The organism is Nonomuraea jabiensis, from assembly GCF_014204795.1.
Lineage (GTDB): Bacteria > Actinomycetota > Actinomycetes > Streptosporangiales > Streptosporangiaceae > Nonomuraea > Nonomuraea jabiensis.
On record NZ_JACHMB010000001.1, the window covers coordinates 913,213 to 936,896 of the forward strand.

Consider the following 23,684-nt stretch of genomic DNA (forward strand, 5'->3'; position numbering starts at 1 on the left):
AGTAAAGAAGGATCCTTCCACTCAGGCTGTATCGACCACCTAACTTGACTGACTAGTAACGAAGGCGAGCCTAAGATGTGAGCGGATCAAACAAGTAGACCGTCCGCCTGCCAGCGGACCGGACCTTGGTTCGGAGACGAGACGTGAGCGACCCTCAGCTTGACCCCCGCGACATCGCGGCCCTTTTCGACCGCACAAGGCTGCGATTGGCGCGCGAGCTTCGGGGGTTTACCCAAGTGCAGCTTGCCCGGGAGGTCGGTTCTGTCACCGCAGCCTCGATCAGCCAATTCGAGAACGGACATGCCAGGCCCGCTTCATCAACCCTGCACAGGCTTTCGGTGGTCCTACGTGTGCCGCTGCCCTTCTTCGCAGCTCCAGCTCGCCCACCCGTCCAAGAGGAAGTCGGCGGGTTCTTCCGAAGCCTCCGATCCACCTCTCCCCGCGATCGTCAACAAGCGCTGGCCTTTGTCCACCTCGCACGTGAACTCGCTCTCGAACTTGAGAAGTACGTTGCACTTCCGAGCCTCAATCTGCCGCGCATTCCCGTCGACGAAGACGTTTCGATTCAATCTAGTGACGTCGAACAGGCTGCAGCTCAGGTGCGACACCAGTGGAACGTGCCTGCTGGTCCCATTTACGATGTGGTGAGGCTCCTAGAGAGGAATGGAATCGTTGTAGTCCGATTTCGCGTCAGCATCGAGAAAGTCGATGCATTCTGTGTAGACTTTTCGGACAGGCCTGTTGTCGCATTGGGAGCAGACAAAGGATTGCGCGACCGCTCGCGCTTCGACGCTGCGCATGAGCTAGGCCATCTTGTTCTACACGGTGTCAACGGCAAGATCGGCGACAAGCTGACCGAGAATCAAGCTAACGAGTTTGCCGCCGCGTTCCTCATGCCAGCTGAAGAAATTAGAAATGAGCTCCCAGATCGACTCGACTGGCCCGCATTCCTCCACCTGAAGGCGAAATGGCATGTCTCTCTGGCCGCTCTCCTGGTCAGAGCAAAGACGCTCGGTGTCATGAGTGAGCACACCTACGCGCAGGCATGGAAGGCTTTGTCTGTACGAGGATGGCGAAAAGTGGAGCCTGGCGCTCTAGGAAATCCAGAAGTTCCAGTTCTCCTACACCGTGCGCTGGCTCTGATGGAAACGACAGGAATCTCGTTTCGTGAATTTATCAACCGGTCGGGACTTCCCGAACTGGATATCCATACTTTGCTAGACAGCGACATTATCGAGCGGCCTCGTGTAGAGCTTTGATTCGCCTTAGGGCGCAGCCCGAGCTTGCCCAAAGCGGCGTGGAGCTGGTCCTTACGGCTAATGCGTTGCTGCACGAGCTTGGGATGCAAGCGTTGATACTGAGCTCGCAGTTGGGAACCTCCGACGCGAGGGCGGTGACGCAGGCCCGGCGGCAGTTGGGCGCCGAACCGGTCAAAGAAGTGTTCGAACGTGTGGTCCGCCCAGCCTGTGGGCGCAGAAACTTGGCCACTCTATGCGACCTGCGCATACTGGTGATCAGTTCGAGACAATCGTGGCGGTGAACTTCGCATCCCGGTCCCGGCTGAGGAACCGGAGGCCTCCGTCCCGGCCTCCTAGCTCGATTATGGGGTTCCGAACTCGCTGAACGGCCCAGTCCCTGGTGTGACGCTCGGTGAAGGTCGGCCCCGTGCGTCGGCGGCGCCGGGTCGATGCAGGCCTTCTTCAGGATGAGCCATATGGTGGAGGCAGCGACCCGGTACCCCAGGCCGGTGAGTTCCCCGGCGATCCGGCGATATCCCCACAGCGGGTTCTCCTCGAGCCATCCGAAGGACCAATGATCGCAGCTAGGGATGGGTGGCAGGTCGCCCTCTCTGTGGCGCTTGAACGTCCAACACCGCCGCCCCGGATCAGCGTCCCAGCACAGCCAGCGGACGCTCATGCACCAAACCGCAGGTCATCTTGCTGGCCGAGTTTCCGGCACCCACAGGTTCATGACCAGTCAAGGCCGCGCCTATGGACGTCTGGACGGCTCTGGTGAATCGTGGACGATACGCGGATCTGCTGGAGGTGGGCTTGGTGGACAGCATCCTCGACAGTCTCCCGTTCGACTACTCCGCTCCCGAGGCCCGCGCACTGCGAGACCTGCTGGCTGAGATCTACCACCGCGACAACGACATCAGGGCAATCGCCGCGGCTGCGAAGTTTCCGGCCGGGGAGATTCCCTACGGGGACAATGCACGCATGACCTGGCATGCGCTCCTGGCCGCTGCCCGCAACCGCGACCTGCTTACGGAGCTCATCCACCGCATCCTGGACGACCCGCCTGCGTCCGCCTACCGGACGAGAATCACCGAGCTCATCTCCGCAGTGCCGGCCGTACCTCCTCCGGAGGAGCTTCTGCTGGGCGGGCAGGCTCTGTTGGACGCCATTCCCCGCGTCGATCTGGAATACGCCGAGCGGCAGACTGGCAGCAGTCCCACGTTGAAGGACATGTCTTTCCTGCACAGCGCTCTTCGCGTTGCTCCAGGGGTGGTGCGGCTGCGGACCGGCTTCAGCAACGGCAATTTTACCGCCAGCGGTTTTCTCATCTCCCGTGACGTCGTGCTGACCAACTTCCATGTGCTGTTCGACAAAGAGCACCACGACGAGCGTGCGGACGTAACCGAAGTGTGGTTCGACTACGAGACCGGCCCCGATGGCAGAAGCAAGAAGGAGGTAATTTTCCACGCTGACCCCGCTACCGCCGTCGGGGACAAGCACCTCGACTGGGCGGCGATCAAGCTGCCCTGTCCCGCGCCCGCACACAACCTCCCCCTTCTTCTGGCTCCTCGCCGCGTGATGGTGGGTGAGGAGGTGTGCATCATCCAACATCCCAACGGGAAACCGAAGCAGATCGCGATGGAGCACAACACCGTCGTCTACGTAGGCAATGACCACTTGCAGTACCTCACCGACACCGAAGGCGGTTCTTCCGGAAGCCCCGTATTCGACGACAAGTGGCGCGTGATCGGTCTGCACAGTTCCTCCGACGAGGTCATCCTCAAGGGCGAACGGCGTGTGGTGAACGTCGGAACCACGATCCGGGCGGTGGCCGAGGGACTGCGCGAGGCCGGGATCATGTTCGACAGTGAGTAAGGCGATCCCGATGCTGGACACGCCACCACTGCCCTGGTCCTACCAGCCGATCCGCGACCTGTGCCGCCATCTGGCCGGCGCCTATCAGGATGGAAATCAGGCGCGTGTGCTCGCTGCCTCCGTGGAAGGTTTCCCGGTGCTTGAGAGCGGGATCGACTGGCGTCACAGCTCCGGCGAACCGCTGTGGGAGCAAATTATGAGTGTGGCCGCCCGCGCTGGAAAGCTTCGTACCCTGGTCGACGCCGTCCTGGCAGACACTTCCGTGGCGGGCTACCACGACCGTATTCGCTCCGCGCTCCACACGATCGAGGTCGACACGTCGGCTGACGTTTCCACCACCAGTGATAGTCCGGCGGCCACGGTGAGCTACCTACCCATAAATGATCCCCAGTGGGCTCTGAACGAGGTGATAGCCGTCGCCCGCCGCACCCGCGGCGAACTGCCCGCAGGAGATCCAGTCACCCTTCACCGCTTGCTGCGCTCCCTCAGCACCAGTCTGAAGGACATTTCGGCGATTGCACCCCTGCTATCCGCTCCGCGCGTCAACACCATGACCCGGGCGAAGGAACAGACGTCGGAGCTGCTCACCGCCCTCCGTACCGCCAATGCGATCGACGCTCCGAAAGCTGAACGCGCGAGAGCACGACGTACCGTTCCATCATTGATCGAGAACCTACGCGGCACCCTGCAAAAGCTTGTCGCCGAGTCCGACGCCACGACGCCGCATGAACGATAGCCGCGTGAACCATGGGGGAGGCGCGAGCGGGCAGGGAGCGCCACCTTCATACGGCCGAGACCGGCAACGGAGATCAGCATGAGCTATGCCGTTACCTACGCACGATCTTGCCCCAGTGGCAGGAGGTGCTTGAACTCGACACTCTGACTCCCGAGCATGCCAGATTGTGGCTACAAGAAGAAGGCGAACCTGTTCCCGAGGACGGAACCAGGGATCTTCGTCAGAAGATTATAAAAATGGCTGGATCTTCCTCTGATCCAGACTGGACGAACGCTCGCGCCGCTGCCACTGCTGCCCACCAGGCGTTGCTGGATTTTGCCGAGTTCGCCCGTCATGAGCCGCACGGTCTTACAGACTTGGAGAATTTCATTCGCGCTCGTCGCCGCTTTCAAAATGACGTTTTGAATGCGGTGCGCCAGCTCATGAACACCCTGGGCAAGGTGGTGGACTGCCCGCCATAACCCTGCGCCTGCCGATAATGACATCGGCATAGGTAGTCCGGCTTGTGATCAGCTTGCATGGTCACCGGCGATGTTTGGCCAATTGCGTGCCGAGCCAGCAGTAGTCGCGTGGCCTTCGAGGCGTGGGGCGGCGACTGACCGTCACGCATTCGCTGCCGGAGGCGATCACGAGTGGCGGAGGCGCCCTGGCTCTCCGGGCTGCGGCAGCCTGACTGTCCGCCATAAATCACCTGTAAATGGGAACGGTCAAGGAATGCCATCCGCCCCATGGTTGCTCGTTGGATGCTCATCGGCATTTGATACGGCATAACCCTGGCTAGCATTCTTGGACATTTTGACAGCGGACAATGTGTGGCACCACGACACTTTGCGGCACGATCCGATAGTGGACGGTGTTTAGAACTGCGACTTTTAATCCGTAGGTTCCGGGTTCGAGAACAGGGCGCCCTACCACTCCACACCCCATCTGACCTGCACTTGCTCGATTCTCGGCCGTCTTGCGTGAGGCGGAGATGGCCGAGTTCATGCTCGTCAGATGCTCTTCGGCACGCGTCCGGCACATTGGCGGGCCGACAGCGTGATCGAAATGAGCCGGCTCGCACTGCCGGGTGTCGGTTGCCTGGGGCCAAATCGTCAAGGTAGCTGCGAGCGACACCCAGCCGAAGGGCATGGTGGAAGGGTTGTCGGGCGGGACACGCCCGACTTGGGCGCAGACTCGTCCAAGAGGTGATCAAGCCGCCTTCGGTCGAGTTCACGCGCGGTCGACGCGGTCGCCGTCCGTTCTGCATGGTTTGAAGCCACAACCTATGCGCCGACTGGCAGCCATCGGCTTTGGAGAACTGCCCGGTAACACCCTTAGCGGGGCAGGCGGCAGCGAACCTAGTCGAGCAATGTCGAGGATGATTGGGCGGGGCAGTAGGAGTCAGAGGGCCGGAGTCAGGATGACGGTGAAGCCGAGCAGCTTTACGTGAGAACACCGCGCAACCCCGGTCGCAGTGGGGCAAGAGTTGCCCGGCAGGCCGTGATGATGCAGCCTGGAACGACCTACAGCAGCTTGATACACAGAATGACCGTTATGTTCTTTTCGTTGGAAGTGCTCGATTCCGGGCTCCTGCGCTGACAACGCCGCAGCTCAGCGAGAGTGCTCCCCACGCACGCGGGGATGGTCCGGCAGGGGCGTCCTCGTGGTCGATGCCGCGGACGTGCTCCCCACGCACGCGGGGATGGTCCCCGAGGCCAAGCGCGCCGCCCGTAACTGGCCGGGTGCTCCCCGCGCACGCAGGGATGGTCCCGACAACATCCTCACCGGCAACCCGGTCCTGTCGTGCTCCCGGCGCACGCGGGGATGGTCCCATGCGCGAGATCTCCTCGTGGCGTCCGTCCTGGTGCTCCCCGCGCACGCGGGATGAACCCGGCTCGGGGTCGAAGTCCTCCAGCCGTACAGCTTGATCAACTCTTTGTCGGAACGAAAGCCCTTCCCGGCCCGACATGCCCGCTACGCCTTCCGGTTTGGCGTTACTTGATCGTCTGACGGGTCTGACCTGACGAATGGGTTCACGGAACACCCCGCCACACGCCGGAACCGTGCCGAAGAGCATCCAGCGAGCAACCACGGGGGCACATCGGCGCGGCCGGAGTCGCTTAGAAAGCGAGAAACCCCAGCTCAGGATCCTGAACTGGGGTTTCCGTGCGGTGCGCCGCCAGGGACTCGAACCCCGGACCCGCTGATTAAGAGTCAGCTGCTCTGACCAACTGAGCTAGCGGCGCTTGCAGAGAGGAATATACCGGCGATCCGCATCCTGGTCGAATCGGTAGCAGGCGGGCCTGTCGGACGGCCAAGGCTAGAATAAAGTTCGGCCCCCGGCTCCGGCAGACAGGATCACCGATGTTCGACTCTCCCGCCGAGGTGGCGGAGCGGCTCGCCGCCGTGGACTACCTCTCCGACGACGCCATCTCCACCTCGGTGTTCCTGGCCGCGGCGCTGGGCAAGCCGCTGCTGGTCGAAGGCCCCGCGGGCGTGGGGAAGACGCAGCTGGCCAAGGCGGTGGCACTGGCGACCGGGGCCGAGCTGATCAGGCTGCAGTGCTACGAGGGGCTCGACGAGGCCAGGGCGCTGTACGAGTGGAACTACAAGAAGCAGCTGCTCAGGATCCAGGCCACCAGCGCGGACGACGACATCTTCTCCGAGGAGTTCCTGCTGGAGCGGCCGCTGCTGAAGGCGATCAGGGCCGCCGGCCCGACCGTGCTGCTCATCGACGAGACCGACAAGGCCGACGTCGAGGTCGAAGGGCTGCTGCTGGAGCTGCTGTCCGACTTCCAGATCACGATCCCTGAGCTGGGCACGATCGCCGCCACCCGCAGGCCGTACGTGGTGCTGACCTCCAACGCCACCCGCGAGCTGTCGGAGGCGCTCAAGCGGCGCTGCCTCTACCTGCACCTCGAATACCCCACGCCCGAGCGGGAGCGGGACATCGTGCTCAGCCAGGTGCCGGGCATCCGGGCCGATCTGGCCGAGCGGCTGGCCAGGACGGTGGCCACGCTGCGGGCGCTGGAGCTGAAGAAGGCGCCGTCGGTGGCCGAGACCGTCGACTGGGCCAACACGCTGCTGGCGCTCGGGCGGGACGACCTCGACGAGGCCACCGTGGCCGGGACGCTGGGCGTGGTGCTCAAGCACGCCTCCGACCAGGCGCGGGCGGTCAAGGAGCTGGGGCTGCCGGATGTCGCTGATCGATAGGCATGTCGGGTTCGTACGCGCGCTGCGCGAGGCCGGGATCCCGGTGTCGGTGGCCGAGGGGCTGGACGCCGCGCACGCGCTGCGGGTGATCGAGCTGAGCGAGCGGGAGTCGCTGCGGGCCGCCTACGCGGCCACGCTGGTCAAGAAGCCCGCGTATCGGCCGGGGTTCGACGTGCTGTTCGACCTGTGGTTCCCGGCCTCGACGTCCGGCATGTACGCCGAGCGCGCCGAGCGGCCGATCGACCTGGAGACGGCCCCCGTCGACGAGCTGCGCGACCACCTCGCCCGGCTCCTGACCGGCGGCAGCGACCAGGAGCTGCGCGAGTTCGCCCAGGCCGTGGTCGGGCGCTTCGGCCACCAGCCGGCCGCGACCCCCGGGCGGCAGAACTGGTTCTCCTACAGCGTCATGCGCGCCCTGTCCCCCGAGACGCTGATGGCCCGCATCCTCCAGAACGTCCTGCAGGGCCAGGAGCGCGGCGGCCTGGCCGAGAAGAACGTCCGCAGGACGGTCTACGACAACACCCGGCGCTTCGAGGAGGCCGTGGCCACCGACGTGCGCCGCCGCATCGCCGAGGACTCGGGGATCGAGCGCATCGCCCGCTCAGCCGTCCGCCCTCCGCTCGACCAGATCGACTTCCTCCGCGTCACCAAGGCCGACCTGGCCAGGCTGCGCCGCGAGGTCCATCCGCTGGCCAGACGCCTGGCCACGCGCCTGACGATCAGGCAGCGGAAGGGCAGGCGCGGCCGCCTCGACTTCCGCAGGACCGTGCGGGCCTCGCTGCAGAGCGGCGGCGTGCCGCTGACCACGCACTTCAGGCCGCCGCGGCCGCACAAGCCCGAGCTGGTCATCCTCTGCGACACCAGCGACTCGGTCTCGTCGTTCGCCCACTTCACGCTGCTGCTCACGTACGCGCTGAGGGAGCAGTTCACCAAGGTGCGGGCGTTCGGGTTCGTGGACACGGTGGACGAGATCACCCGGTTCTTCGTCCCCGGCGCCGACGTGGTCGAGGCCATGACCAGGCTGACGAACGAGGCCGACATGGTGCGCTTCGGGCGTACCAACTACGGGCACTCGCTGGAGCGCTTCGCCGAGCGGTACGGCGACGCCATCGGCCCCAGGACGTCGCTGCTGATCCTGGGCGATGCCCGCTCCAACTACCAGCCGCCCGCCCTGGACGTGCTCAGGTCGCTCGTGGGCCGGTCGCGGCACGCGTACTGGCTCAACCCCGAGCCCGTGGCGCAGTGGGACACGGGAGACTCGGTCGCGAGCGAGTACGGCGCGGTCGTCCCCATGCACGAGTGCCGCAACGTCGCCCAGCTCACGGCCTTCATCGAGACGCTGGCCTGACGCCTGAGACGCTGGCCTGAACGCCTGAGACGCTGGCCTGACGCCTGAGACGCTGGATCGAAGCCTCAGGCGCGGTGCAGCTCCCTGGCCGCGGTGCGGGTCAGCAGCTCGATCTGCTCGGCGTTGAGCGCGACGTGGTCGGCCGACTTGATCACCTTGGCCGCCAGCCGGGGCTTGAGCAGCGTCAGGCCCTCGGCGACCACGATGCCGCCCTTGGGCAGCAGCCCGCAGTGGACGGCGAGCAGGGGCGTGATCGTCACCGGGATGCGCGTCTCGCGGCTCAGCAGCTCGGCGAACGCCTCGGACGTCTCCACCAGGGACTTGGCTGTCTTGGTGCCGTACTTCTCGCCGAAGAACAGCCGGCCGGCGTAGCAGGCGATCTCGGTGTCGGGGCTCCACGACTCGTTGTCGATGATCCACAAGCCGCCCGGGCCGATCACCAGGTGGTCGATCGACGCCTGGCCGCGGATGGCGCGGCCGTCGAGCACCGTGTAGCCAAGGCGGCCGAGGGACCGGCGCAGCAGCTTCGCGGTGATCACCTCGCCCTTCCGCGCGCCGCGCCACACCGCCGTCGCGCGGAAGGAACGCCAGTCGAGGAGCCAGTCGCCCGCCGCCACGAGCCCGGCCAGGAGCACGCCGAACAGCGGAGCGACCCCGGACATGCCGAACCTCAGCGCGAGCGCGACCCCGATCACGAAGCCCACGGCGGCCTTCACATACCGGGACTTGCGCCGGTTGGGCGCGTCCTCGCGCCAGAACTTCTCGTACCACCACTGCGGAGAAGACCCCGTGTACTTCTCGTCTGGTTGCACATAGATAGAGCCACCGGGCACGGCAAACCCCCAATGTAGATGTGATGCAGGATCTGCCACGCCGAAGATCCCTCGCCAGTCAAGGGATACCCGCCCCTCAACCAAGGCGAGCCTAAGGTGACGTAATTAGTACCCGCAAGACCAGCAAATGACCTCGACCGACCAGTCGGTATGCTAAAGCAGGTGACAAAGGGGGACATGTGAAAGAGGAACCGGTCAGACAGCGACTGCTCGCCGAGGCGACCCGTCTGTTCGCCGAGCGCGGCTTCGAGAGCACCTCCGTCCAGGAGATCGTCGTGGCTGCCGGCGTCACCAAGGGCGCCATGTATCACTACTTCGACTCCAAGGACGACCTGCTCCACGAGATCTACGGCCGGGTCCTGCGCATGCAGATGGAGCGGCTGACGCGGATCGCCGACGGTCCCGGCGACGTGCGGCAGCGCCTGTACCGGGCCGCGGCCGACGTCGTGGAGACCACGGTCGCGAACCTCGACGACTCCAAGATCTTCTTCAGGTCGATGCACCTGCTCGCGCCCGAGACGCAGAAGAGCGTGCGCGCCGAGCGCCGCCGCTACCACGAGCGCTTCCGCGGCCTCGTGGCCGAGGGCCAGCGCGAGGGCGTCTTCAGCGACCGGGTCCCGGCGGAGCTGGTCGTCGACTACTTCTTCGGCTCGGTGCACCACCTGGGCTCGTGGTTCCACGTGGCCGGGCCGCTGACCGGCGCCCAGGTGGGCAGGCACTTCGCCGACCTGCTGCTCACCTCACTCGGGGCCGGGCACGTCGACGAGTGAGGCCAGCGCCGCGCGGTGGTCGCCGGGCGTGCCCAGCGCGATCTCCGCGGCCTTCGCGCGCTTGAGGTAGAGATGCACGGGGTGCTCCCACGTCATCCCGATCCCTCCGTGGAGCTGCAGGGCCTCTTCGGCGGCGTGTACGGCCACGCCCGCGTTCCACGACTGGGCCACGGCCACGGAGAGCGCCGAGCCGTCCGTCGCGGCGCTCCGGGCGGCGGCCCTGGCCCGTACGACGTCCAGCCACAGATCCGCCAGCCGGTGCTTGATCGCCTGGAAGGAGCCGATCGGCCGGGCGAACTGGTGGCGTTCCCTGACGTGGGCGAGCGTCGTGTCGAGGCACCATTCGGCCACCCCGAGCTGCTCGGACGCCAGCAACCCGGCCCCGAACCTGAGCACCTCCGCCAGGTCGCACGCCCCCACGTCCCTGGCCTCGGTCCCGTCGAAGGTGACGGTCGCGACAGGCCTGGTCTGGTCGAGCGACGGCACGACCCGGACGAGCGCGCCCTCCTCCACGGCATGCAGCCTGCCGCCGACGGGCACCAGCAGCACGTCGGCCACGTCGGCCCCGGCCACCCCGGCGACGGTCCCGGTCAGCCGCCCGCCCGCGAGCCGCACGGCCGTCCCCGGCCGGTACGGGGAGGCCGCGAACGGCACCGCGAGGGCGGCGGTCTTCCTGCCCTCGGCCAGCTCCTCCAACAACGCGTCGCGGGTCGGCAGCAGCGCGCGGGTGGCCAGCACCGAGCTGGTGAGGAACGGCACCGGCGCCACTCCCCTGCCCAGCTCCTCCAGCACGACGGCCGCCTCGCTGGCCGACGCCCCGGCGCCGCCGTACTGCTCGGGGATGAGCAGCCCGGCCACGCCGATCTCGCCCGCCAGCGTCTTCCACAGGTCGAGGTCGTAGGGCTCGGACTCGATCCGCTTGAGCACGGCGGCGGGCGGGCAGCGGTCGGCGAGCAGCCCGCGCACCGCGGCCCGCAGCTCCTCCTCGACCTCGGAGTACAGCAGGGTGGTCGTCATCGCGGGAGGTCCTTCCAGGGCACGTCCTTGTCGACGCGGGGCTCTGAGGGCAGGCCGAGCACCCGCTCGGCGATGATGTTGCGCAGGATCTCGGACGTGCCGCCCTCGATCGAGTTGCCCTTGGCCCGCAGGTAGCGGTAGCCGGGGCCGCGGCCGTAGAAGTCGACGTCCTCGGAGCGGCGGAACGTCCAGTCGTCGTAGCCCAGGTCGCGCCCGAACTCCACCTCGAAGCCGGACAGCGCCTGGTTGAGCCTGGCGAACGACAGCTTCATGCCGGACCCCTCGGGCCCCGGCTGGCCGGCGGCGAGCTGCTCGCGCAGGCGCACCCCGGACAGGCGGGTGACCTCCGACTCCACCCAGAGCGACAGCAGCCGCTGGTGCAGGTCGTGGGTGCGCAGCTCGGGGTGGGCGCGCCAGGAGTCGACCACGACGCCGACCATGCCGCCGCCGCGCCGCACGGGGGCACCGCCGATGGCGACGCGCTCGTTCATCAGCGTGGTCTGCGCGACCCGCCAGCCGTCGCCGACCTCGCCGAGCCGCAGGTCGTCGGGGAGCCGCACGCCGGTCAGGAACACCTCGTTGAACTCGGCCTCACCGGTGATCTGCCGCAGCGGCCGCACCTCGACGCCCGGCGCGTGCATGTCGCAGATGAAGTACGTCATGCCGCGGTGTTTCGGCACGTCCGGGTCGGTACGGGTGACGAGGATCGCCCACCTGGAGTGATGGGCGCCGGACGTCCACACCTTCTGGCCATCGACGACCCATTCGTCCCCGTCCTTGACGGCGCGGGTCGCGAGCGTGGCCAGATCGGATCCCGCGCCGGGCTCGCTGAAGAGCTGGCACCAGATCTCCTCGCCGGTCCACAGCGGCCGGAGGAAGCGGCGTTTCTGCTCCTCCGTCCCGAACGCCAGGATCGTCGGGGCCGCCATCCCGAGCCCGATGCCCTGGACGCCGGCGTTGAGCTGCGGCGTGCCGGCCAGTTCCCGCTCCACGACCAGCTGCAGCTCCCTCGAGACGCCCAGCCCGCCGAGCCCTTCGGGGAACCACACCCACGCCAGCCCCGCGTCGAACCTCGCCCGCAGGAACTCCAGCCGGTCCCCGGCCGGGTCGTGCTCCGCGAGGAACGCCGCGACCCGCTCCTTGATCTCCGCCTCGTTCACATGTACCTCTTCAGCTCGCGATAGGCCAGGGACCGCTTGTGCACCTCGTCGGGGCCGTCCGCCAGGCGCAGCGAGCGGGCGCCCGCCCAGAGCGCCGCCAGCGGGAAGTCCTGCGAGACGCCGCCCGCGCCGTGCACCTGCACGGCCTTGTCCAGGATCCACTCCACGGCGATCGGAGTGGAGATCTTGATGGCCTGGATCTCGGTGTGCGCGCCCTGGTTGCCCACCGTGTCCATGAGCCAGGCGGTCTTGAGCACGAGCAGGCGCAGCTGCTCGATCCTGATCCGGGACTCGGCGATCCAGTCCTGGATCACGCCCTGCTGGGCGACGGGCTTGCCGAACGTCGTCCTGGCCAGGGCCCGCCGGCACATCAGCTCCACGGCCCGCTCGGCCATGCCGATCAGGCGCATGCAGTGGTGGATGCGGCCGGGGCCGAGCCGGGCCTGGGCGATGGCGAAGCCGCCGCCCTCCTCGCCGATCAGGTTCTCCACGGGTACGCGGACGTCCTCGAACACGATCTCCGCGTGGCCGCCGTGGTCGGCGTCGGTGTAGCCGAAGACGTGCATGCCGCGCTTGATGTGCAGCCCGGGTGTGTCGCGGGGCACCAGGATCATGCTCTGCTGGCGGTGCGTGGGGGCGTCCGGGTTCGTCTTGCCCATGACGATGAAGATCTTGCAGTTGGGGTTCATGGCGCCGGAGATGAACCACTTGCGGCCGTTGATGACGTACTCGCCGCCGTCCCGGACGATGGAGGTGGCGATGTTCGTGGCGTCCGAGGAGGCCACGTCGGGCTCCGTCATGGCGAACGCGGAGCGGATCTCCCCGTCGAGCAGCGGCCGCAGCCACTCCTTGCGCTGCCACTCGCTGCCGAACATGGACAGGACCTCCATGTTCCCGGTGTCGGGCGCGGCGCAGTTGGTGGCCGTCGGGGCGATGACGGGACTCCGGCCCATGATCTCCGCCAGCGGCGCGTACTGGAGGTTCGTCAGGCCGGCGCCGTGCTCGCCCGGGAGGAACAGGTTCCACAGGCCGCGCTTCCTGGCCTCGTCCTTGAGGTCCTCCAGGAGGGGCGGCGGGCTCCAGCCGCCGGCCGCCGCCTGCTCCTCGAAGGGGGCCTCGGCGGGGTAGACGCATTCCTCCATGAATCGCAGCAGTCGTTCGCGCAGGTCCTCGGTGACGCTGTCAAAGGCGAAGTCCATGCCTGCGAGCGTACCGACCGGCCGGTATGAGTGTCGACAGGTGGTTCCCCATAAAAAGGTGCAGGTGGCCATAATCAGGACTTCCCGGGCGCCCCTAGAGTTGCCTGCCATGACCGCGAAGCTGCCTGCCCCTGTGGTGCTCGAGAACGGCGTCGTCCGCCTGGAGCCGCTCACCCTCGACCACGTTCCCGACCTGTTCGCCGCCTCCGGCGCCGACGAGGAGGTCTGGCGCTGGCTGCCCGCGCCCGCGCCGCGTTCCGAGGAGGAGCTGGGCAAGCTCGCCCTCGGGCTGATGACCGACGACAAGCACGTCCCCTTCGCGGTGGTGCTCAAGGAGGGCGGGCGGGCCGTGGGCTGGACCACGTACGGCGACGTGCCGGGCTTCGACGCCAGCATCGAGATCGGCTGGACGTGGTACGGCCGGCAGGTGTGGCGTACGGCCGTCAACACCAGCTGCAAGATCCTGCTCATCGACCACGCCTTCGCATTCGGCTACAACCGCGTCCTGCTCAAGACCGACCACCTCAACCTCCGCTCGCAGAACGCCATCAAGCGCATCGGCGGGGTGCACGAGGGGACGCTGCGGCGGCATCGCAAGCGGCCCGACGGCACCTGGCGCGACACGGTCTGTTTCGGCATCCTCGAAGAGGAATGGCCGCAGCACCGGGCCCGCTTGGATCGTTAAGGGGTGTATGACTGATCGGCTGGGAGGCTACTGGCTCGGCGCCCGGCTCGACGGCGGCGGGCACGTCATCGTCCGCGAGGCCTACGACGAGTCGGGCACGCGGCATGCGCTGGGAGTTCCCTGCCTGCCGGACGCCGAGGCCCGCGCCAGGCTCGCCACCGCCGCCTCGGCGGCCGGGCGCGTGCGGTCGCTGTCGGTCGCCAGGCTGACGGAGACCTGCCTGGACGGCGAGCCGCCCTACCTGGTCAGCGAGTACATCCCCGGCCCCACCCTGCGGCAGGTCGTCGACCGGTACGGCCCGTACACGGGCGACGCCCTCTACCGCCTGGCCACCGCCGTGGCCACCGCGCTGGCCGCGGCCCACGAGGCGGGCGCGGTGCACGGGTCCCTCACCCCCGGCAAGGTCGTCCTGGGCACCGAGGGACCGCGCCTGGTCGGCCTGGGCTGGTGTCTCCCCGGGGAGCCGGACGCCGATGGACGGCCGGAGGCGGAGCCCTGGGGACCGGCCACGGACGTGCGCGACTGGGGACGGCTGCTGCTCTTCGCCGCCTACGGCTCGGACGAGCGATCGGGCCACGGCGAGCGGCTGGACCGCCCCTTACGCGGGCTGGTGGCCGCCGCCCTGCACCGCGATCCCGAACGCCGCCCGAGCGCCCACCAGCTCCTGCTCTCCCTCCTCGACGCCCCGCAATCCCAGCAGGGCCGCCTGCTACCCCCCGAGCCCGTCTCCGACCCGCCGCTGGGCGTCCGCGCCGAGACCGTGTACGCGCAACTCAGCCCGGCCGAGCAGGACCTGGTGCCCGACGTCTTCCTCCGCCTGGTGGACCTGGACTCCGACGGCTCCGACACCGTCGTCGCCGCCTCCCGAGCCGACCTGGTCGCCGGCCGCGCCACCGACGAGGTCGCCTCCATCGACGGGGTGCTGGAGGCGTACGGCAAGGCGGGTCTCCTCAGCTACGACCCCGGGACGGACGGCCCTCTGGCGATCACGTACGCGGCGCTCCTGCGTGCCTGGCCGCGCCTGCACGAGTGGCTGGACGGCGAGCGCGACGGGCTGGCCGTGCACAGGGAGCTGGCGCGGGCGGCCCGGCGGTGGGAAGCGGGCGGGCGGCGGGAGGCGGCGCTGTTCCGGGGGGAGCCGCTGGACAGGGCCCTGGCGTGGGCGGCCAGCGGCCGCCGGCGGGTGACGCTGAGCGCCGGCGAGCAGACGTTCCTCGACGCGGGGCTCGCCAGGGTGCGCAGGAGGTCGCGCCGGCGGTGGACGGTCATGGCGGGGCTGCTGTCGGTGGTGGTGCTGCTCGCCCTGTGGCAGCGGGGTGCCGCCGACGGACGCCTGGACCAGGCGATGGCGAAGGTGGCGGCGTCCCGGGCGGAGGCGCTGCGGCTGGCGGACCCGGTGACGGCACGCAAGCTCAGCCTCGCCGCCTGGCGCCTGGCCCCGATCCCCGAGGCGCGCCGGGCGTTGACGTCGGCGGATCCGGCGGTGGACGTGTTCGCCGACCCGTACGCGGGCCCCCGCTCCCTGCACGCCATCAGCGACGACGGCTCTCGCCTGGCCGCACTCGACGAGGGAACCCTGCGGGTGTACGACATCCCCTCCCGCCGCCAGGTCGCCGGCACGGCGGGCCCGGCCCAGACCGTACGCGCCATGGCCTGGTCCCCCGACGGCCACACGCTGGCCCTCGTCGGCGTCGACCGCTCCTACCTCTGGGACACCACCTCCGGCGGCGGCGTCGGCCCGCCCTTCGGCCGCGGCCTCGGCGCGCCCGGGGAGCAGTCCGCGTGGTTCAGCCCGGGCGGTGGCCTGCTGTTCGCGGCGGCCCGGCTGTCGGGCGAGCGCTGGGCGTGGGACCTGAGGGCGCGGCGGGCCGCGTACGTGGGCGAGTACGCGGTGGTGGGCCCCGGGGACCGGGTGGCGCTGGTCTTCGCGGGCAGACGTTCGGAGCTCCGCGGCCTGTCCGGGCCGTCTCGCGCCCCCTGGTTGGACCGGATGCCGTGGGAGTACACGACGTTCGCCCCGGACGGCGGGCGCGTGGCGATCGCCGAGGAGAGCGGGATCCAGATCTACGACCTCGACGGAGTGCCCACCCGGTCCACCCGGCTGCGGCCCTCGCCGGGCCACCTGCGGTTCAGCCCGGACGGGCGGCTGCTCATCAGCACGGACAGCGATCGGGTGCGGGTCTGGCGGCTCGATGACGCCACCGGCACGCCGGTAGCCGACAGGGCGGTGCCCACGGCCGGGGTCGACCGGGCGGCCCAGGCCACGATCACCGGGGACGGGCGGCGGCTGCGGGTCCTGGCCGGGCACGGGATCGTCCTGACCATCGAGCTGGCACCCGGGACCGCGCCCCGGGATCACGCCGCGTACATCTGCTCCCGGTACGGGGCCCTCTCCCCGCAGGAGTGGTCCCGGCACCTACCCGAACTACCGCACCGCGACACCTGCTGACCAGTGGCGAAGGGTCAGTTGGCCTGGGAGGTCGCGGACACCGGCTCGGGGGCCGGTTGAGACTGCGCCCGGGTGGGGCGGGAATGATCGGGGGCGAGGCGGCCCAGGATGATCGTGCCGCCGATGGTGAGCGCGCTGGCCAGGACGGCGGGGATGGCGGTGGAGGGGTTGGTCGGCAGGGGCTCGCCGAGGAGGATCACGCCGGCGAGGACCGAGGTGATGGGGTCGATGACCTGTACGCCGGCGTACGCGATACCGAAGTAGCCGACCGCGTACGAGCGCTGCAACAGCACCACCGCGCAGACCAGCAGCACGGGCACGGCGAGCGTGAACCAGTGCACCAGCCGGCCCCAGTCCCCCTCCATGCCGCCCCCGACGACCCGGACGAACGTGGACACGCTCGCCGTCACCACGCCCGCGCCCACGGACAGCAGTAACGCCCTGTTCGGCCCGTGCACCCGGGCCGCGAGCAGCTGCGTCACCAGGACGATCACGCCGATCACGGCCAGGAACACGAGCGCGGCGCCGTCACCCAGCTTCGGCGTCACGTTGTGGTGCGGCACCAGGAGCATGAGCCAGAGCAGGCCCACGGCCACCGCGATCGAGCCGAAGATCTCCGCACGGTACGGCTTGCGCCCGTACATGAACGCGGCCAGCGGCACGGCGAACACCAGCGTGGCGACGCTGATCGGCTGGACCGCCACCAGCGGGGCGAAACTCAGCGCCACGGCGTGCAGGCAGGCGCCGGTCAGGCCGATGGCGCCGCCGATCAACCAGCGGGGGCGCCTGGCCAGCTTGAGCGAGGCGCCCGCGGCCACGGCCTCGTACTGCTGCAGGGCCGCGCCGAGTGCGTATCCAAGCGCTCCCACCAGGGCGATGATCACGCCGACCCAGGTCATCGGCGCCCGCGCAGGGGCATGGATCCTTCCAAGAGCATTGCTCTAGCTTACGAGGGAAGCCGAGCTGGCGAATCATACTTTTGGTGGATCGTTCGGGCGGAGACGGTCCCGACCAGGACACATGTGTGACCTGGGGTCGCGCGATTGTGACCCAGGACAGGGTGCCCGATGAGGGTCAGGAGCGCTCGGGGCAGACGCAGAACAGGTGCCCGGCGGGGTCCTGGAGGACGATCCAGCCGACGCCGTCCTCCGTGACCCCCGGCTGGAACTCCGGCTTCGTGGCCCCCAGCGCGACGTACTCCTCCGCCGCCTTCTCCACGTCCGGCACCCGGAAGTCCAGGTGGAACTGCTTGTCCGGGCTCGGCCAGGTCACCGGCTTGCGGTCGGGGATCCGGCCGAAGTAGATGCTGGTGGTCCCGTTTCCCACGGCGGCGTACTCGTCCTCCGCGTACTGGATCTCCCACCCCGTGATCTCGTGGTAGAACTCGGCCAGCTTCTTGGGCTCCGCGCAGTCGAGGGTGACGGCCAGGAGCTTCGCTTTCGTTGTCATGAGTCCAGGGTTCCAGCCGTACCTGTCATCTTCTGTCAGGTACGGCTAGCCGCGCCGGGTGGCGGCCGTCACACGCTTGAGGATGCGGTCCCACTCCGTGCCGAACGGGTTGTCCTGCACCAGGTACGTCCACGTCGCCGTCGGCCGCTTCAGATCGGGCTCGGGCGCCTCGAAGGACTCCAGCGAGCGCCGCTCCACCTCGGCCAGCAGCGACTTGTACTCGGCCACCGCCTCCCGGTGGAACTCGTCGACCGGGCTCATCCGGCCCAGCGCGCGCAGGTGGATGCCCTCGCGCAGGTCCGTCAGGAACGCCAGGTGCTCGGTCCAGCAGCGGTCGATGGCGTGCAGGACGATCTGGCGGGCGGTCTCGTCCCTGGTGTCCTCCGGCAGGGACGCCCAGCGTTCGGGATCGGCCGCGGACAGGGCCTTGGAGGCGGCGTCGCCGTGCAGGACCTTGTCGCGCCACTCCAGGATGAGCTCGCGCTGGTGCTCCAGGAGGCGGGTGTAACGCCACGTGTTGCGGTGGATCTCCAGGTTGACGCCCTCGGCGACGCGCTGGGCGTGGCCGACGAGGTAGGCGCCGCGCCGGTGGCGGACGATGCCGTCGGGGTCGGCGGCGGGCGGGCGCTCGTCGGGGACGAACTGGGTGATCAGGTCGTCCTGCGTGCTGACGAAGAAGACCGAGCCGCCCGGGTCGCCCTGGCGGCCGGCGCGCCCGCGGAGCTGGTCGTCGAGGCGGCTGCTGGCGTGGCGGCCTGAGCCGATCACGTACAGGCCGCCCAGCTCGGCGACGCCGTCCCCGAGGCGGATGTCGGTGCCGCGCCCGGCCATCTGGGTGGAGACGGTGATGGCGTCGCGCTCCCCCGCCTTGGCGATGATCGCGGCCTCTTCGGCGTCGTTCTTGGCGTTGAGGACGACCGGCTCCATGCCGCGGCGCTGGAGGAGCTTGGCGAGGTTCTCCGACTCGGCGACGTCCAGCGTGCCGATGAGGATCGGCCGGCCGGTGGCGTGGACCTCCTGGATCTCCTCGACCAGGGCGGCGTCCTTGTCGGGGACGGTCGGGTAGATGCGGTCAGGTTCGTCCTCGCGCACGCAGGGCCGGTTGGATGGGATGACCGCGACCTTGAGGCCGTAGAACTCGCCGAGCTGCTCGCTGACCGCCACCGCCGTGCCCGTCATGCCGCAGATCTCCGGGTAGCGGCGGATCAGGCCCTGAACGGTGATCGAGTCGAGGATCTCGCCCTTCTCGCTCGGCGGCAGCGCCTCCTTGGCCTCCACGGCCGCCTGCAGGCCGTCGGGCCAGCGCTGCAGCAGCGCCACCCGGCCGCGCGAGGGGTTGATCAGCTGGACCTTGCCGTCGCGGACGATGTAGTCGACGTCGCGGGCGAGCAGCGCGTGGGCGTGCAGGGCCAGGTTGAGCTCGATGAGCGTGCCGGGCTCGTGCTCGTCGTAGAGCTCGACGCCGAGGAGGTTCTCGACGCTGTCGGCGCCCTTGGGGGTGAGGTAGACGTTGCGGGACTGCTCGTCGATCTCGTAGTGGTAGCCGCGTACGAGCTGCCTGACCAGCGCCGCCATCTCCGGCACCGCGCTGCCGGGGTCGGTGGACCCGGCCATCACGAGCGGCACGCGGGCCTCGTCGACCAGCACGGAGTCGGCCTCGTCGATCAGGGCGACCTCGGGCGCGGGCACGATGATCTCGTCTGCCTTCGTGCGGAGCCGGTCGCGCAGCACGTCGAACCCGATCTCGCTGACGGGCCCGTACGTGACGTCCTTCGCGTACGCCTCGCGCCGCTCCTCCGGCGTGGAGTTCTGGCCGATCCAGCCCACGCTGACGCCGAGCGCCTCGTAGAACGGCCCCATCCACTCGGCGTCACGCCTGGCCAGATAGTCGTTCACCGAGATCACGTGGACATGCTTGCCCTGCAACGCGTAGCCCGCCGCGGCCATGGCGCCGGAGAGCGTCTTGCCCTCGCCGGTGGCCATCTCGGCGACCTTCCCGTCGAGGAGGGCCAACGTGCCGAGCAACTGCACGTCGTACGGCCGCAGGCCCAGCGTCCTGTCGGCGGCCTCGCGTGCGATGGCGCAGAACTCGGCCAGATCGTCCATCTTCGGCTCGGGCAGCTCGTCGAGCTTGCGCAACCCGTCGGCGCGGCCTTCCGCCGCCTTGACGATCTTCTGGTAAGGGGTCAGAGGCACCCCACCTGGACGATCCAGGAGGTTCCTGATAATTCCCTTTATTGAGGCCACAGTTCCTCCAACGCACGCTTCGCCGACACCGTTCCCTCTTACAAGGGAGGGGAGCGGAGCGACGTTACTGCAAGCGCCGCCGTACCGGACATTAGCTCATCCGGAACGCTGCGCCGCCACATCGCTCATGTCCGAGTCACCCGGATTCAGCCCGTACGGCGAGAACTGTCACGGCGGCCAGCAGCAGCACGCACCCCGACCAGGCAAGAGGGGTGAGCCGCTCCCCGAACAGCCCCACGCCGAGCACCGCCGCCCCCACGGCCTCGCCGAGCGAGATGATCGACACCGTGGTGGCGCGCAGGGCGGTCAGCGCGCGGAAGAACAGGCCGTACGCGAGCGCCGTCGGCACCGCGCCCAGGTAGAGCAGCAGCGCCACGGACGGCAGGCTCACAGTTGGCACGACCCCTTCCACCAGCGCGAACGGCGCCAGGCACGCCGCCCCGACCACGAGCCCGCCGATCGCCACGCCCTGCGGGTCGCCGTCCCCGTGCCGCCGGGACAGGATCGTGACCCCGGCGTACCCGGCGGCGGAGAGCAGGGCGAGGCCGATGCCCGCGATGGAGGACGGGCGTGACTGCAGGGCGGTCTCCCCGGTGAGCAGGACGAGCCCGATCAGGGCGGTGGCGAGGGCGGTGAGCGCGACGCGGCCGAGCGGCTCGCGGAGGAGGAACCGGCTGCCCAGGGCGGTGAGGACGGGGGTGGCGCCCATCGTCACCACGGTCGCGATCGCCACGCCGGAGTGGGCGATCGCGGCGAAGTACGCGGTCTGGTAGACGGCCATTCCGGCGCCGATCAGCAGGATCCGGCCGTTGACCACGACGGGGCGGCGGGTGAGGAGGAGAAGGAAGGCGGCGCCGAGGAGGTAGCGCCAGAGGGAGACGCCGACGGCGCCGAGGCCGCCGGACTCGAAGAGCAGCGAACCGGCGGCGCCGCCCGTGCCCCAGGCGGTCGCGGCCACGGACACGTAAAGGGCGCCCCGCCGGGCGGAGACATGGGTCATGACAGGAGTGCTCCGGATGGAGTGGTTGGAATGGGCCCGGTGTGCGGGCAGCAACCACCCCCGGATCGGTCAGACCCGGAATCTCAGGGAATGCCGCCCGCTAGCGGGCGGGCGGCGGGGAGCAGATCAGACGTCGGTGCACCCGCTCACCTTAGCGCGGCGGCCGGGGCGGCTAGGGTTTGCGGGCGACGCCGCCCAGGAGGAGGTGCTCCCAGGTGGCCAGCGGGCCGGGCAGGCGCTCGTCCGGATGCCACTCGGGAAAGTGCACCACTCCGGGCTCCACCAGCACCATCCCGTCGAAGTACGCGGCGATGGAGTCGCGGTCGCGGAAGTAGCCGGTGCCCATGGTGACGTGGAGCATGGCCTCCAGCGCCTGGGCCTTGGGGTTGTCCGAGGCCAGCATGTTGGAGGCGGCGAGGTAGCTGCCCTTCGGCAGCGCGGACATGTACCGCCGGACCAGCCCGTGCGGGTCCTCGTGGTCCGGCAGCAGGTGCAGCACGCCGATGATCAGGATCGCCGTGGGCTGGGCCAGGTCGATCAGGCGGCGCAGCGAGGGGTGGCCGAGCACGGCGTCCACGTCGCGGACGTCGGCGGTGATGGCGTCGGCGTACGGGTTGCCGTTCAGGATGGCGCGGGCGTGCGGCTCGACCATGGGGTCGCTGTCGACGTACACCACCCTGGCCCTGGGATCGGCGAACTGGGCCACCTCATGCGTGTTCTCCACCGTGGGCAGCCCGGCGCCCAGGTCGATGATCTGCCTGATCCCGGCCTCGCGGATGAGGAAGTCCACGACTCTGCCGATGAAGGCGCGGTTGCACCAGACGAGGTCCACCACCTCGGGCACCGTGTCCTTCAGCTTGCGGGCCACCGAGCGGTCGGCGGCGAAGTTCTCCATGCCGCCGAGCAGGGCGTCGTGCACGCGGGCCACGCTGGGCCGCGTCGGGTCGACCCCGGGAGGAGCCCACTCGTACTCTCCGCTGAGACTCAACCCCGCCCCCTTTGCGTGCTTTGACCGGGATCGTAGTCGCACTCGGCGGCTTGACGGGGAGAACGCTCCAGATTGCCGGGCGACGCGTACCGGTGCTTTGCGAGACGTTTACGCGGCCGTGACCGGGTAGCAGAAGGCGTGCCCGAGAAAGACGGAAGAAAGAGAGGGAGAGAGCCCACATGGAGCTCTGGAACTATCGAGCTGACGTCTACGACCGCGGCCAGTCCCTGGACCTCGCTGGTTACCACGTCCAGGCGACCGATGGAAAGATCGGGTCCGTCGACGAGGCGACGTACGAGGTCGGCGAGAGTTACCTCATCGTCGACACCGGTCCTTGGATCTTCGGTAAGAAGGTCATGCTCCCGGCACAGGTCATCACGAGCATCGACCCTCAGGAGCGCAACGTCTACGTGGCGCGCACCAAGGCCGAGATCAAGGACGCGCCCGAGTTCGACGAGGGCACGTTCAAGGAACCCGAGTACCGGACGCGGCTAGGCGACTACTACGGCCGGTTCGTGTAACTTCCGTGCCGCAACAGAAGGGCCGCACCCCTGCGGGGGTGCGGCCCTTCGCGGCGTATGAGGGCCGCTTCGGGCCAGGGGGCCGGCCCTTCGCGGTTTATCAGGGCCACTTCGGGTCGCCCTTCGGCTCGATCGGGCCCTTCAGCACGTCCAGCCGCTCCAGGAGCGTGATGAACGTCATCGCGTACGGCGAGTCCTGGAGCACGGCGGCCACCCGCGGCCAGTCGACCTGCTCGCGCAGCGCGCGCACCTGGGCCAGCAGCGCCCCGTAGTCGCAGGCGTGCTCCGAGAGCGGCAGCAGCCACGAGATGACCAGGTCGGTGGCCTCCAGCACGGGCACGATCACGGCGGACGCCTTCAGCGGCTCGGCCCGGTCCAGCAGCTCGTCGGTGATCGGCTGGTCGGACACCCGGAAGATCAGGTCCACCAGCCGCCCCTCGTCGTACGCCTTGACCAGCCAGTCCTCCGGCGGTTTGGCCGTCTGGAAGCCGATCCCGCGCAGCGCCTCCAGCGCGGTCGGCACGTCGTGCTCGGTCAGCATGAAGTCGACGTCGTGCAGTGAGGGTGCGGCGCCTCTCGCGTACGCCGCGCATCCGCCGGCCAGCGCGAATTTCACCCCGGCGTCCTTAAGCCCTGTGCTGGCACGCTTGAGGGTGTCGAGAATGGCATCGGTGACAGCGTGGCCGTGGCTCGTCATGTTTTCGGGCTACCCAAACGATCGTCAACTAGGCGTTGGACGCCGGGGTCTCTTGCTCATTGATTAAGGAAAAAACATGTTACGCGAACCCCCCTTAGGGCAGAGGCAGAGCCATGGCTACTTTGCTCTGGATCATCGCGGTAATACTCGTCATCTCCGGGATCTACGTGATCCTGGCCAGGCGCGACCTCCTCTGGGGGATCGTGCTCATCGTCCTCGGATTCCTGGTCGGACCTGGTGGAGTCAGTATCTTCAACGTGTAGGTTCCGCGCTCCCG

At 68.7% G+C, this 23,684-nt stretch carries 22 protein-coding genes and 1 tRNA gene; 12 read left to right on the forward strand and 11 right to left on the reverse strand.

What is annotated here, in order from left to right; translation table 11 throughout:
• Positions 1-143 precede the first annotated feature (143 nt).
• The 5 genes from HD596_RS03985 (at position 144) to HD596_RS04005 (ending at position 5,719) form a co-directional block, all read left to right on the forward strand.
• Entirely contained in the window at positions 144-1,259 is a 1,116-nt protein-coding gene (locus HD596_RS03985; RefSeq protein ID WP_185067931.1) for a helix-turn-helix domain-containing protein, read from the forward strand.
• A gap of 732 nt (positions 1,260-1,991) precedes the next feature.
• On the forward strand, positions 1,992-3,113 hold the full coding sequence (locus HD596_RS03990) for a trypsin-like serine peptidase (protein ID WP_185067932.1): 1,122 nt from the start codon (positions 1,992-1,994) through the stop codon (positions 3,111-3,113).
• Positions 3,106-3,849, forward strand: coding sequence for a hypothetical protein (locus HD596_RS03995; protein WP_185067933.1), 744 nt, complete (start codon positions 3,106-3,108; stop codon positions 3,847-3,849). The genes HD596_RS03990 and HD596_RS03995 overlap by 8 nt, the downstream gene beginning before the upstream one ends.
• Positions 3,850-3,974: 125 nt before the next feature.
• The gene (locus tag HD596_RS04000) at positions 3,975-4,310 is read left to right on the forward strand and encodes a hypothetical protein (protein ID WP_185067934.1); all 336 of its coding nucleotides are present in this window, start codon (positions 3,975-3,977) and stop codon (positions 4,308-4,310) included.
• 1,184 nt (positions 4,311-5,494) lie between these two features.
• Complete coding sequence (locus HD596_RS04005; protein WP_185067935.1) at positions 5,495-5,719, forward strand: hypothetical protein; 225 nt, start codon at positions 5,495-5,497, stop codon at positions 5,717-5,719.
• A 284-nt stretch (positions 5,720-6,003) separates the two neighbouring features.
• On the opposite strand, the gene HD596_RS04010 is transcribed toward HD596_RS04005, so the two are convergent.
• Positions 6,004-6,077 (reverse strand) — tRNA-Lys (locus tag HD596_RS04010).
• A gap of 118 nt (positions 6,078-6,195) precedes the next feature.
• On the opposite strand from HD596_RS04010, the gene HD596_RS04015 reads away from it, so the two are divergent.
• Both HD596_RS04015 and HD596_RS04020 read left to right on the forward strand, forming a co-directional pair.
• Positions 6,196-7,044, forward strand: a complete 849-nt coding sequence (locus HD596_RS04015; protein WP_185067936.1) for an AAA family ATPase — start codon at positions 6,196-6,198, stop codon at positions 7,042-7,044.
• The gene (locus HD596_RS04020) at positions 7,028-8,392 is read left to right on the forward strand and encodes a vWA domain-containing protein (protein WP_185067937.1); all 1,365 of its coding nucleotides are present in this window, start codon (positions 7,028-7,030) and stop codon (positions 8,390-8,392) included. Before HD596_RS04015 ends, HD596_RS04020 begins: the two co-directional genes overlap by 17 nt.
• A gap of 65 nt (positions 8,393-8,457) precedes the next feature.
• Here HD596_RS04020 and HD596_RS04025 read toward each other — a convergent pair whose 3' ends face one another.
• The gene (locus HD596_RS04025; RefSeq protein WP_313042637.1) at positions 8,458-9,204 is read right to left on the reverse strand and encodes a nuclease-related domain-containing protein; all 747 of its coding nucleotides are present in this window, start codon (positions 9,202-9,204) and stop codon (positions 8,458-8,460) included.
• Between the two features lie 200 nt (positions 9,205-9,404).
• On the opposite strand from HD596_RS04025, the gene HD596_RS04030 reads away from it, so the two are divergent.
• Entirely contained in the window at positions 9,405-9,995 is a 591-nt protein-coding gene (locus HD596_RS04030) for a TetR/AcrR family transcriptional regulator (RefSeq protein WP_185067939.1), read from the forward strand.
• Here HD596_RS04030 and HD596_RS04035 read toward each other — a convergent pair.
• The 3 genes from HD596_RS04035 to HD596_RS04045 are packed head-to-tail and all read right to left on the reverse strand — an operon-like array spanning position 9,966 to position 13,371.
• Positions 9,966-11,012: an acyl-CoA dehydrogenase family protein gene (locus HD596_RS04035; RefSeq protein ID WP_185067940.1), complete on the reverse strand. Its 1,047-nt coding sequence runs from the start codon at positions 11,010-11,012 to the stop codon at positions 9,966-9,968. The two genes, HD596_RS04030 and HD596_RS04035, sit on opposite strands and share 30 nt — an antisense overlap.
• Positions 11,009-12,172 (reverse strand): acyl-CoA dehydrogenase family protein, encoded by a 1,164-nt coding sequence (locus HD596_RS04040; protein WP_185067941.1) that lies wholly within the window; start codon positions 12,170-12,172, stop codon positions 11,009-11,011. The genes HD596_RS04035 and HD596_RS04040 overlap by 4 nt, the downstream gene beginning before the upstream one ends.
• Positions 12,169-13,371: an acyl-CoA dehydrogenase family protein gene (locus HD596_RS04045; RefSeq protein WP_185067942.1), complete on the reverse strand. Its 1,203-nt coding sequence runs from the start codon at positions 13,369-13,371 to the stop codon at positions 12,169-12,171. The genes HD596_RS04040 and HD596_RS04045 overlap by 4 nt, the downstream gene beginning before the upstream one ends.
• Before the next feature lie 109 nt (positions 13,372-13,480).
• Here HD596_RS04045 and HD596_RS04050 point away from each other — a divergent pair, with 109 nt between their 5' ends.
• Together HD596_RS04050 and HD596_RS04055 are read left to right on the forward strand one after the other, a co-directional pair.
• Positions 13,481-14,056 (forward strand): GNAT family N-acetyltransferase, encoded by a 576-nt coding sequence (locus HD596_RS04050; protein ID WP_185067943.1) that lies wholly within the window; start codon positions 13,481-13,483, stop codon positions 14,054-14,056.
• Between the two features lie 7 nt (positions 14,057-14,063).
• The gene (locus HD596_RS04055; RefSeq protein WP_185067944.1) at positions 14,064-16,505 is read left to right on the forward strand and encodes an nSTAND1 domain-containing NTPase; all 2,442 of its coding nucleotides are present in this window, start codon (positions 14,064-14,066) and stop codon (positions 16,503-16,505) included.
• A gap of 14 nt (positions 16,506-16,519) precedes the next feature.
• Here HD596_RS04055 and HD596_RS04060 read toward each other — a convergent pair whose 3' ends face one another.
• The 5 genes from HD596_RS04060 to HD596_RS04080 all read right to left on the reverse strand — a co-directional run bounded on the left by HD596_RS04060 (position 16,520) and on the right by HD596_RS04080 (position 22,189).
• Positions 16,520-17,404, reverse strand: a complete 885-nt coding sequence (locus HD596_RS04060) for a DMT family protein (RefSeq protein WP_185067945.1) — start codon at positions 17,402-17,404, stop codon at positions 16,520-16,522.
• Between the two features lie 175 nt (positions 17,405-17,579).
• Complete coding sequence (locus HD596_RS04065) at positions 17,580-17,954, reverse strand: VOC family protein (RefSeq protein WP_185067946.1); 375 nt, start codon at positions 17,952-17,954, stop codon at positions 17,580-17,582.
• Positions 17,955-17,999: 45 nt separating this feature from the next.
• Positions 18,000-20,150, reverse strand: coding sequence for an accessory Sec system translocase SecA2 (gene secA2, locus HD596_RS04070; RefSeq protein WP_313042641.1), 2,151 nt, complete (start codon positions 20,148-20,150; stop codon positions 18,000-18,002).
• Between the two features lie 187 nt (positions 20,151-20,337).
• On the reverse strand, positions 20,338-21,201 hold the full coding sequence (locus HD596_RS04075) for a DMT family transporter (protein ID WP_185067947.1): 864 nt from the start codon (positions 21,199-21,201) through the stop codon (positions 20,338-20,340).
• A gap of 172 nt (positions 21,202-21,373) precedes the next feature.
• Entirely contained in the window at positions 21,374-22,189 is an 816-nt protein-coding gene (locus HD596_RS04080) for an SAM-dependent methyltransferase (protein WP_185067948.1), read from the reverse strand.
• 179 nt (positions 22,190-22,368) lie between these two features.
• On the opposite strand from HD596_RS04080, the gene HD596_RS04085 reads away from it, so the two are divergent.
• Positions 22,369-22,710 carry a PRC-barrel domain containing protein gene (locus tag HD596_RS04085; protein ID WP_185067949.1) on the forward strand — a complete coding sequence of 114 codons (342 nt, stop codon included), beginning with the start codon at positions 22,369-22,371 and terminating at the stop codon, positions 22,708-22,710.
• Between the two features lie 100 nt (positions 22,711-22,810).
• Here the strand turns inward: HD596_RS04085 and HD596_RS04090 are convergent, their stop codons facing one another.
• Positions 22,811-23,407 (reverse strand): nucleotidyltransferase, encoded by a 597-nt coding sequence (locus HD596_RS04090; protein ID WP_185067950.1) that lies wholly within the window; start codon positions 23,405-23,407, stop codon positions 22,811-22,813.
• Between the two features lie 113 nt (positions 23,408-23,520).
• On the opposite strand from HD596_RS04090, the gene HD596_RS04095 reads away from it, so the two are divergent.
• Positions 23,521-23,670, forward strand: a complete 150-nt coding sequence (locus tag HD596_RS04095; protein ID WP_165959640.1) for a GPGG-motif small membrane protein — start codon at positions 23,521-23,523, stop codon at positions 23,668-23,670.
• Positions 23,671-23,684 lie beyond the last annotated feature (14 nt).

Excerpts from the sequence above, each read along its gene's own strand:
- HD596_RS03990 (WP_185067932.1), top strand. The coding sequence starts at position 1,992 with ATGGACGTCTGGACGGCTCTGGTGAATCGTGGACGATACGCGGATCTG.
- HD596_RS04015 (WP_185067936.1), top strand. The coding sequence starts at position 6,196 with ATGTTCGACTCTCCCGCCGAGGTGGCGGAGCGGCTCGCCGCCGTGGAC.
- HD596_RS04020 (WP_185067937.1), top strand. The coding sequence starts at position 7,028 with ATGTCGCTGATCGATAGGCATGTCGGGTTCGTACGCGCGCTGCGCGAG.
- HD596_RS04035 (WP_185067940.1), bottom strand. The coding sequence starts at position 11,012 with ATGACGACCACCCTGCTGTACTCCGAGGTCGAGGAGGAGCTGCGGGCC.
- HD596_RS04045 (WP_185067942.1), bottom strand. The coding sequence starts at position 13,371 with ATGGACTTCGCCTTTGACAGCGTCACCGAGGACCTGCGCGAACGACTG.
- HD596_RS04050 (WP_185067943.1), top strand. The coding sequence starts at position 13,481 with ATGACCGCGAAGCTGCCTGCCCCTGTGGTGCTCGAGAACGGCGTCGTC.
- HD596_RS04055 (WP_185067944.1), top strand. The coding sequence starts at position 14,064 with ATGACTGATCGGCTGGGAGGCTACTGGCTCGGCGCCCGGCTCGACGGC.
- HD596_RS04060 (WP_185067945.1), bottom strand. The coding sequence starts at position 17,404 with ATGACCTGGGTCGGCGTGATCATCGCCCTGGTGGGAGCGCTTGGATAC.
- HD596_RS04065 (WP_185067946.1), bottom strand. The coding sequence starts at position 17,954 with ATGACAACGAAAGCGAAGCTCCTGGCCGTCACCCTCGACTGCGCGGAG.
- HD596_RS04075 (WP_185067947.1), bottom strand. The coding sequence starts at position 21,201 with ATGACCCATGTCTCCGCCCGGCGGGGCGCCCTTTACGTGTCCGTGGCC.
- HD596_RS04085 (WP_185067949.1), top strand. The coding sequence starts at position 22,369 with ATGGAGCTCTGGAACTATCGAGCTGACGTCTACGACCGCGGCCAGTCC.
- HD596_RS04090 (WP_185067950.1), bottom strand. The coding sequence starts at position 23,407 with ATGACGAGCCACGGCCACGCTGTCACCGATGCCATTCTCGACACCCTC.
- HD596_RS04095 (WP_165959640.1), top strand. The coding sequence starts at position 23,521 with ATGGCTACTTTGCTCTGGATCATCGCGGTAATACTCGTCATCTCCGGG.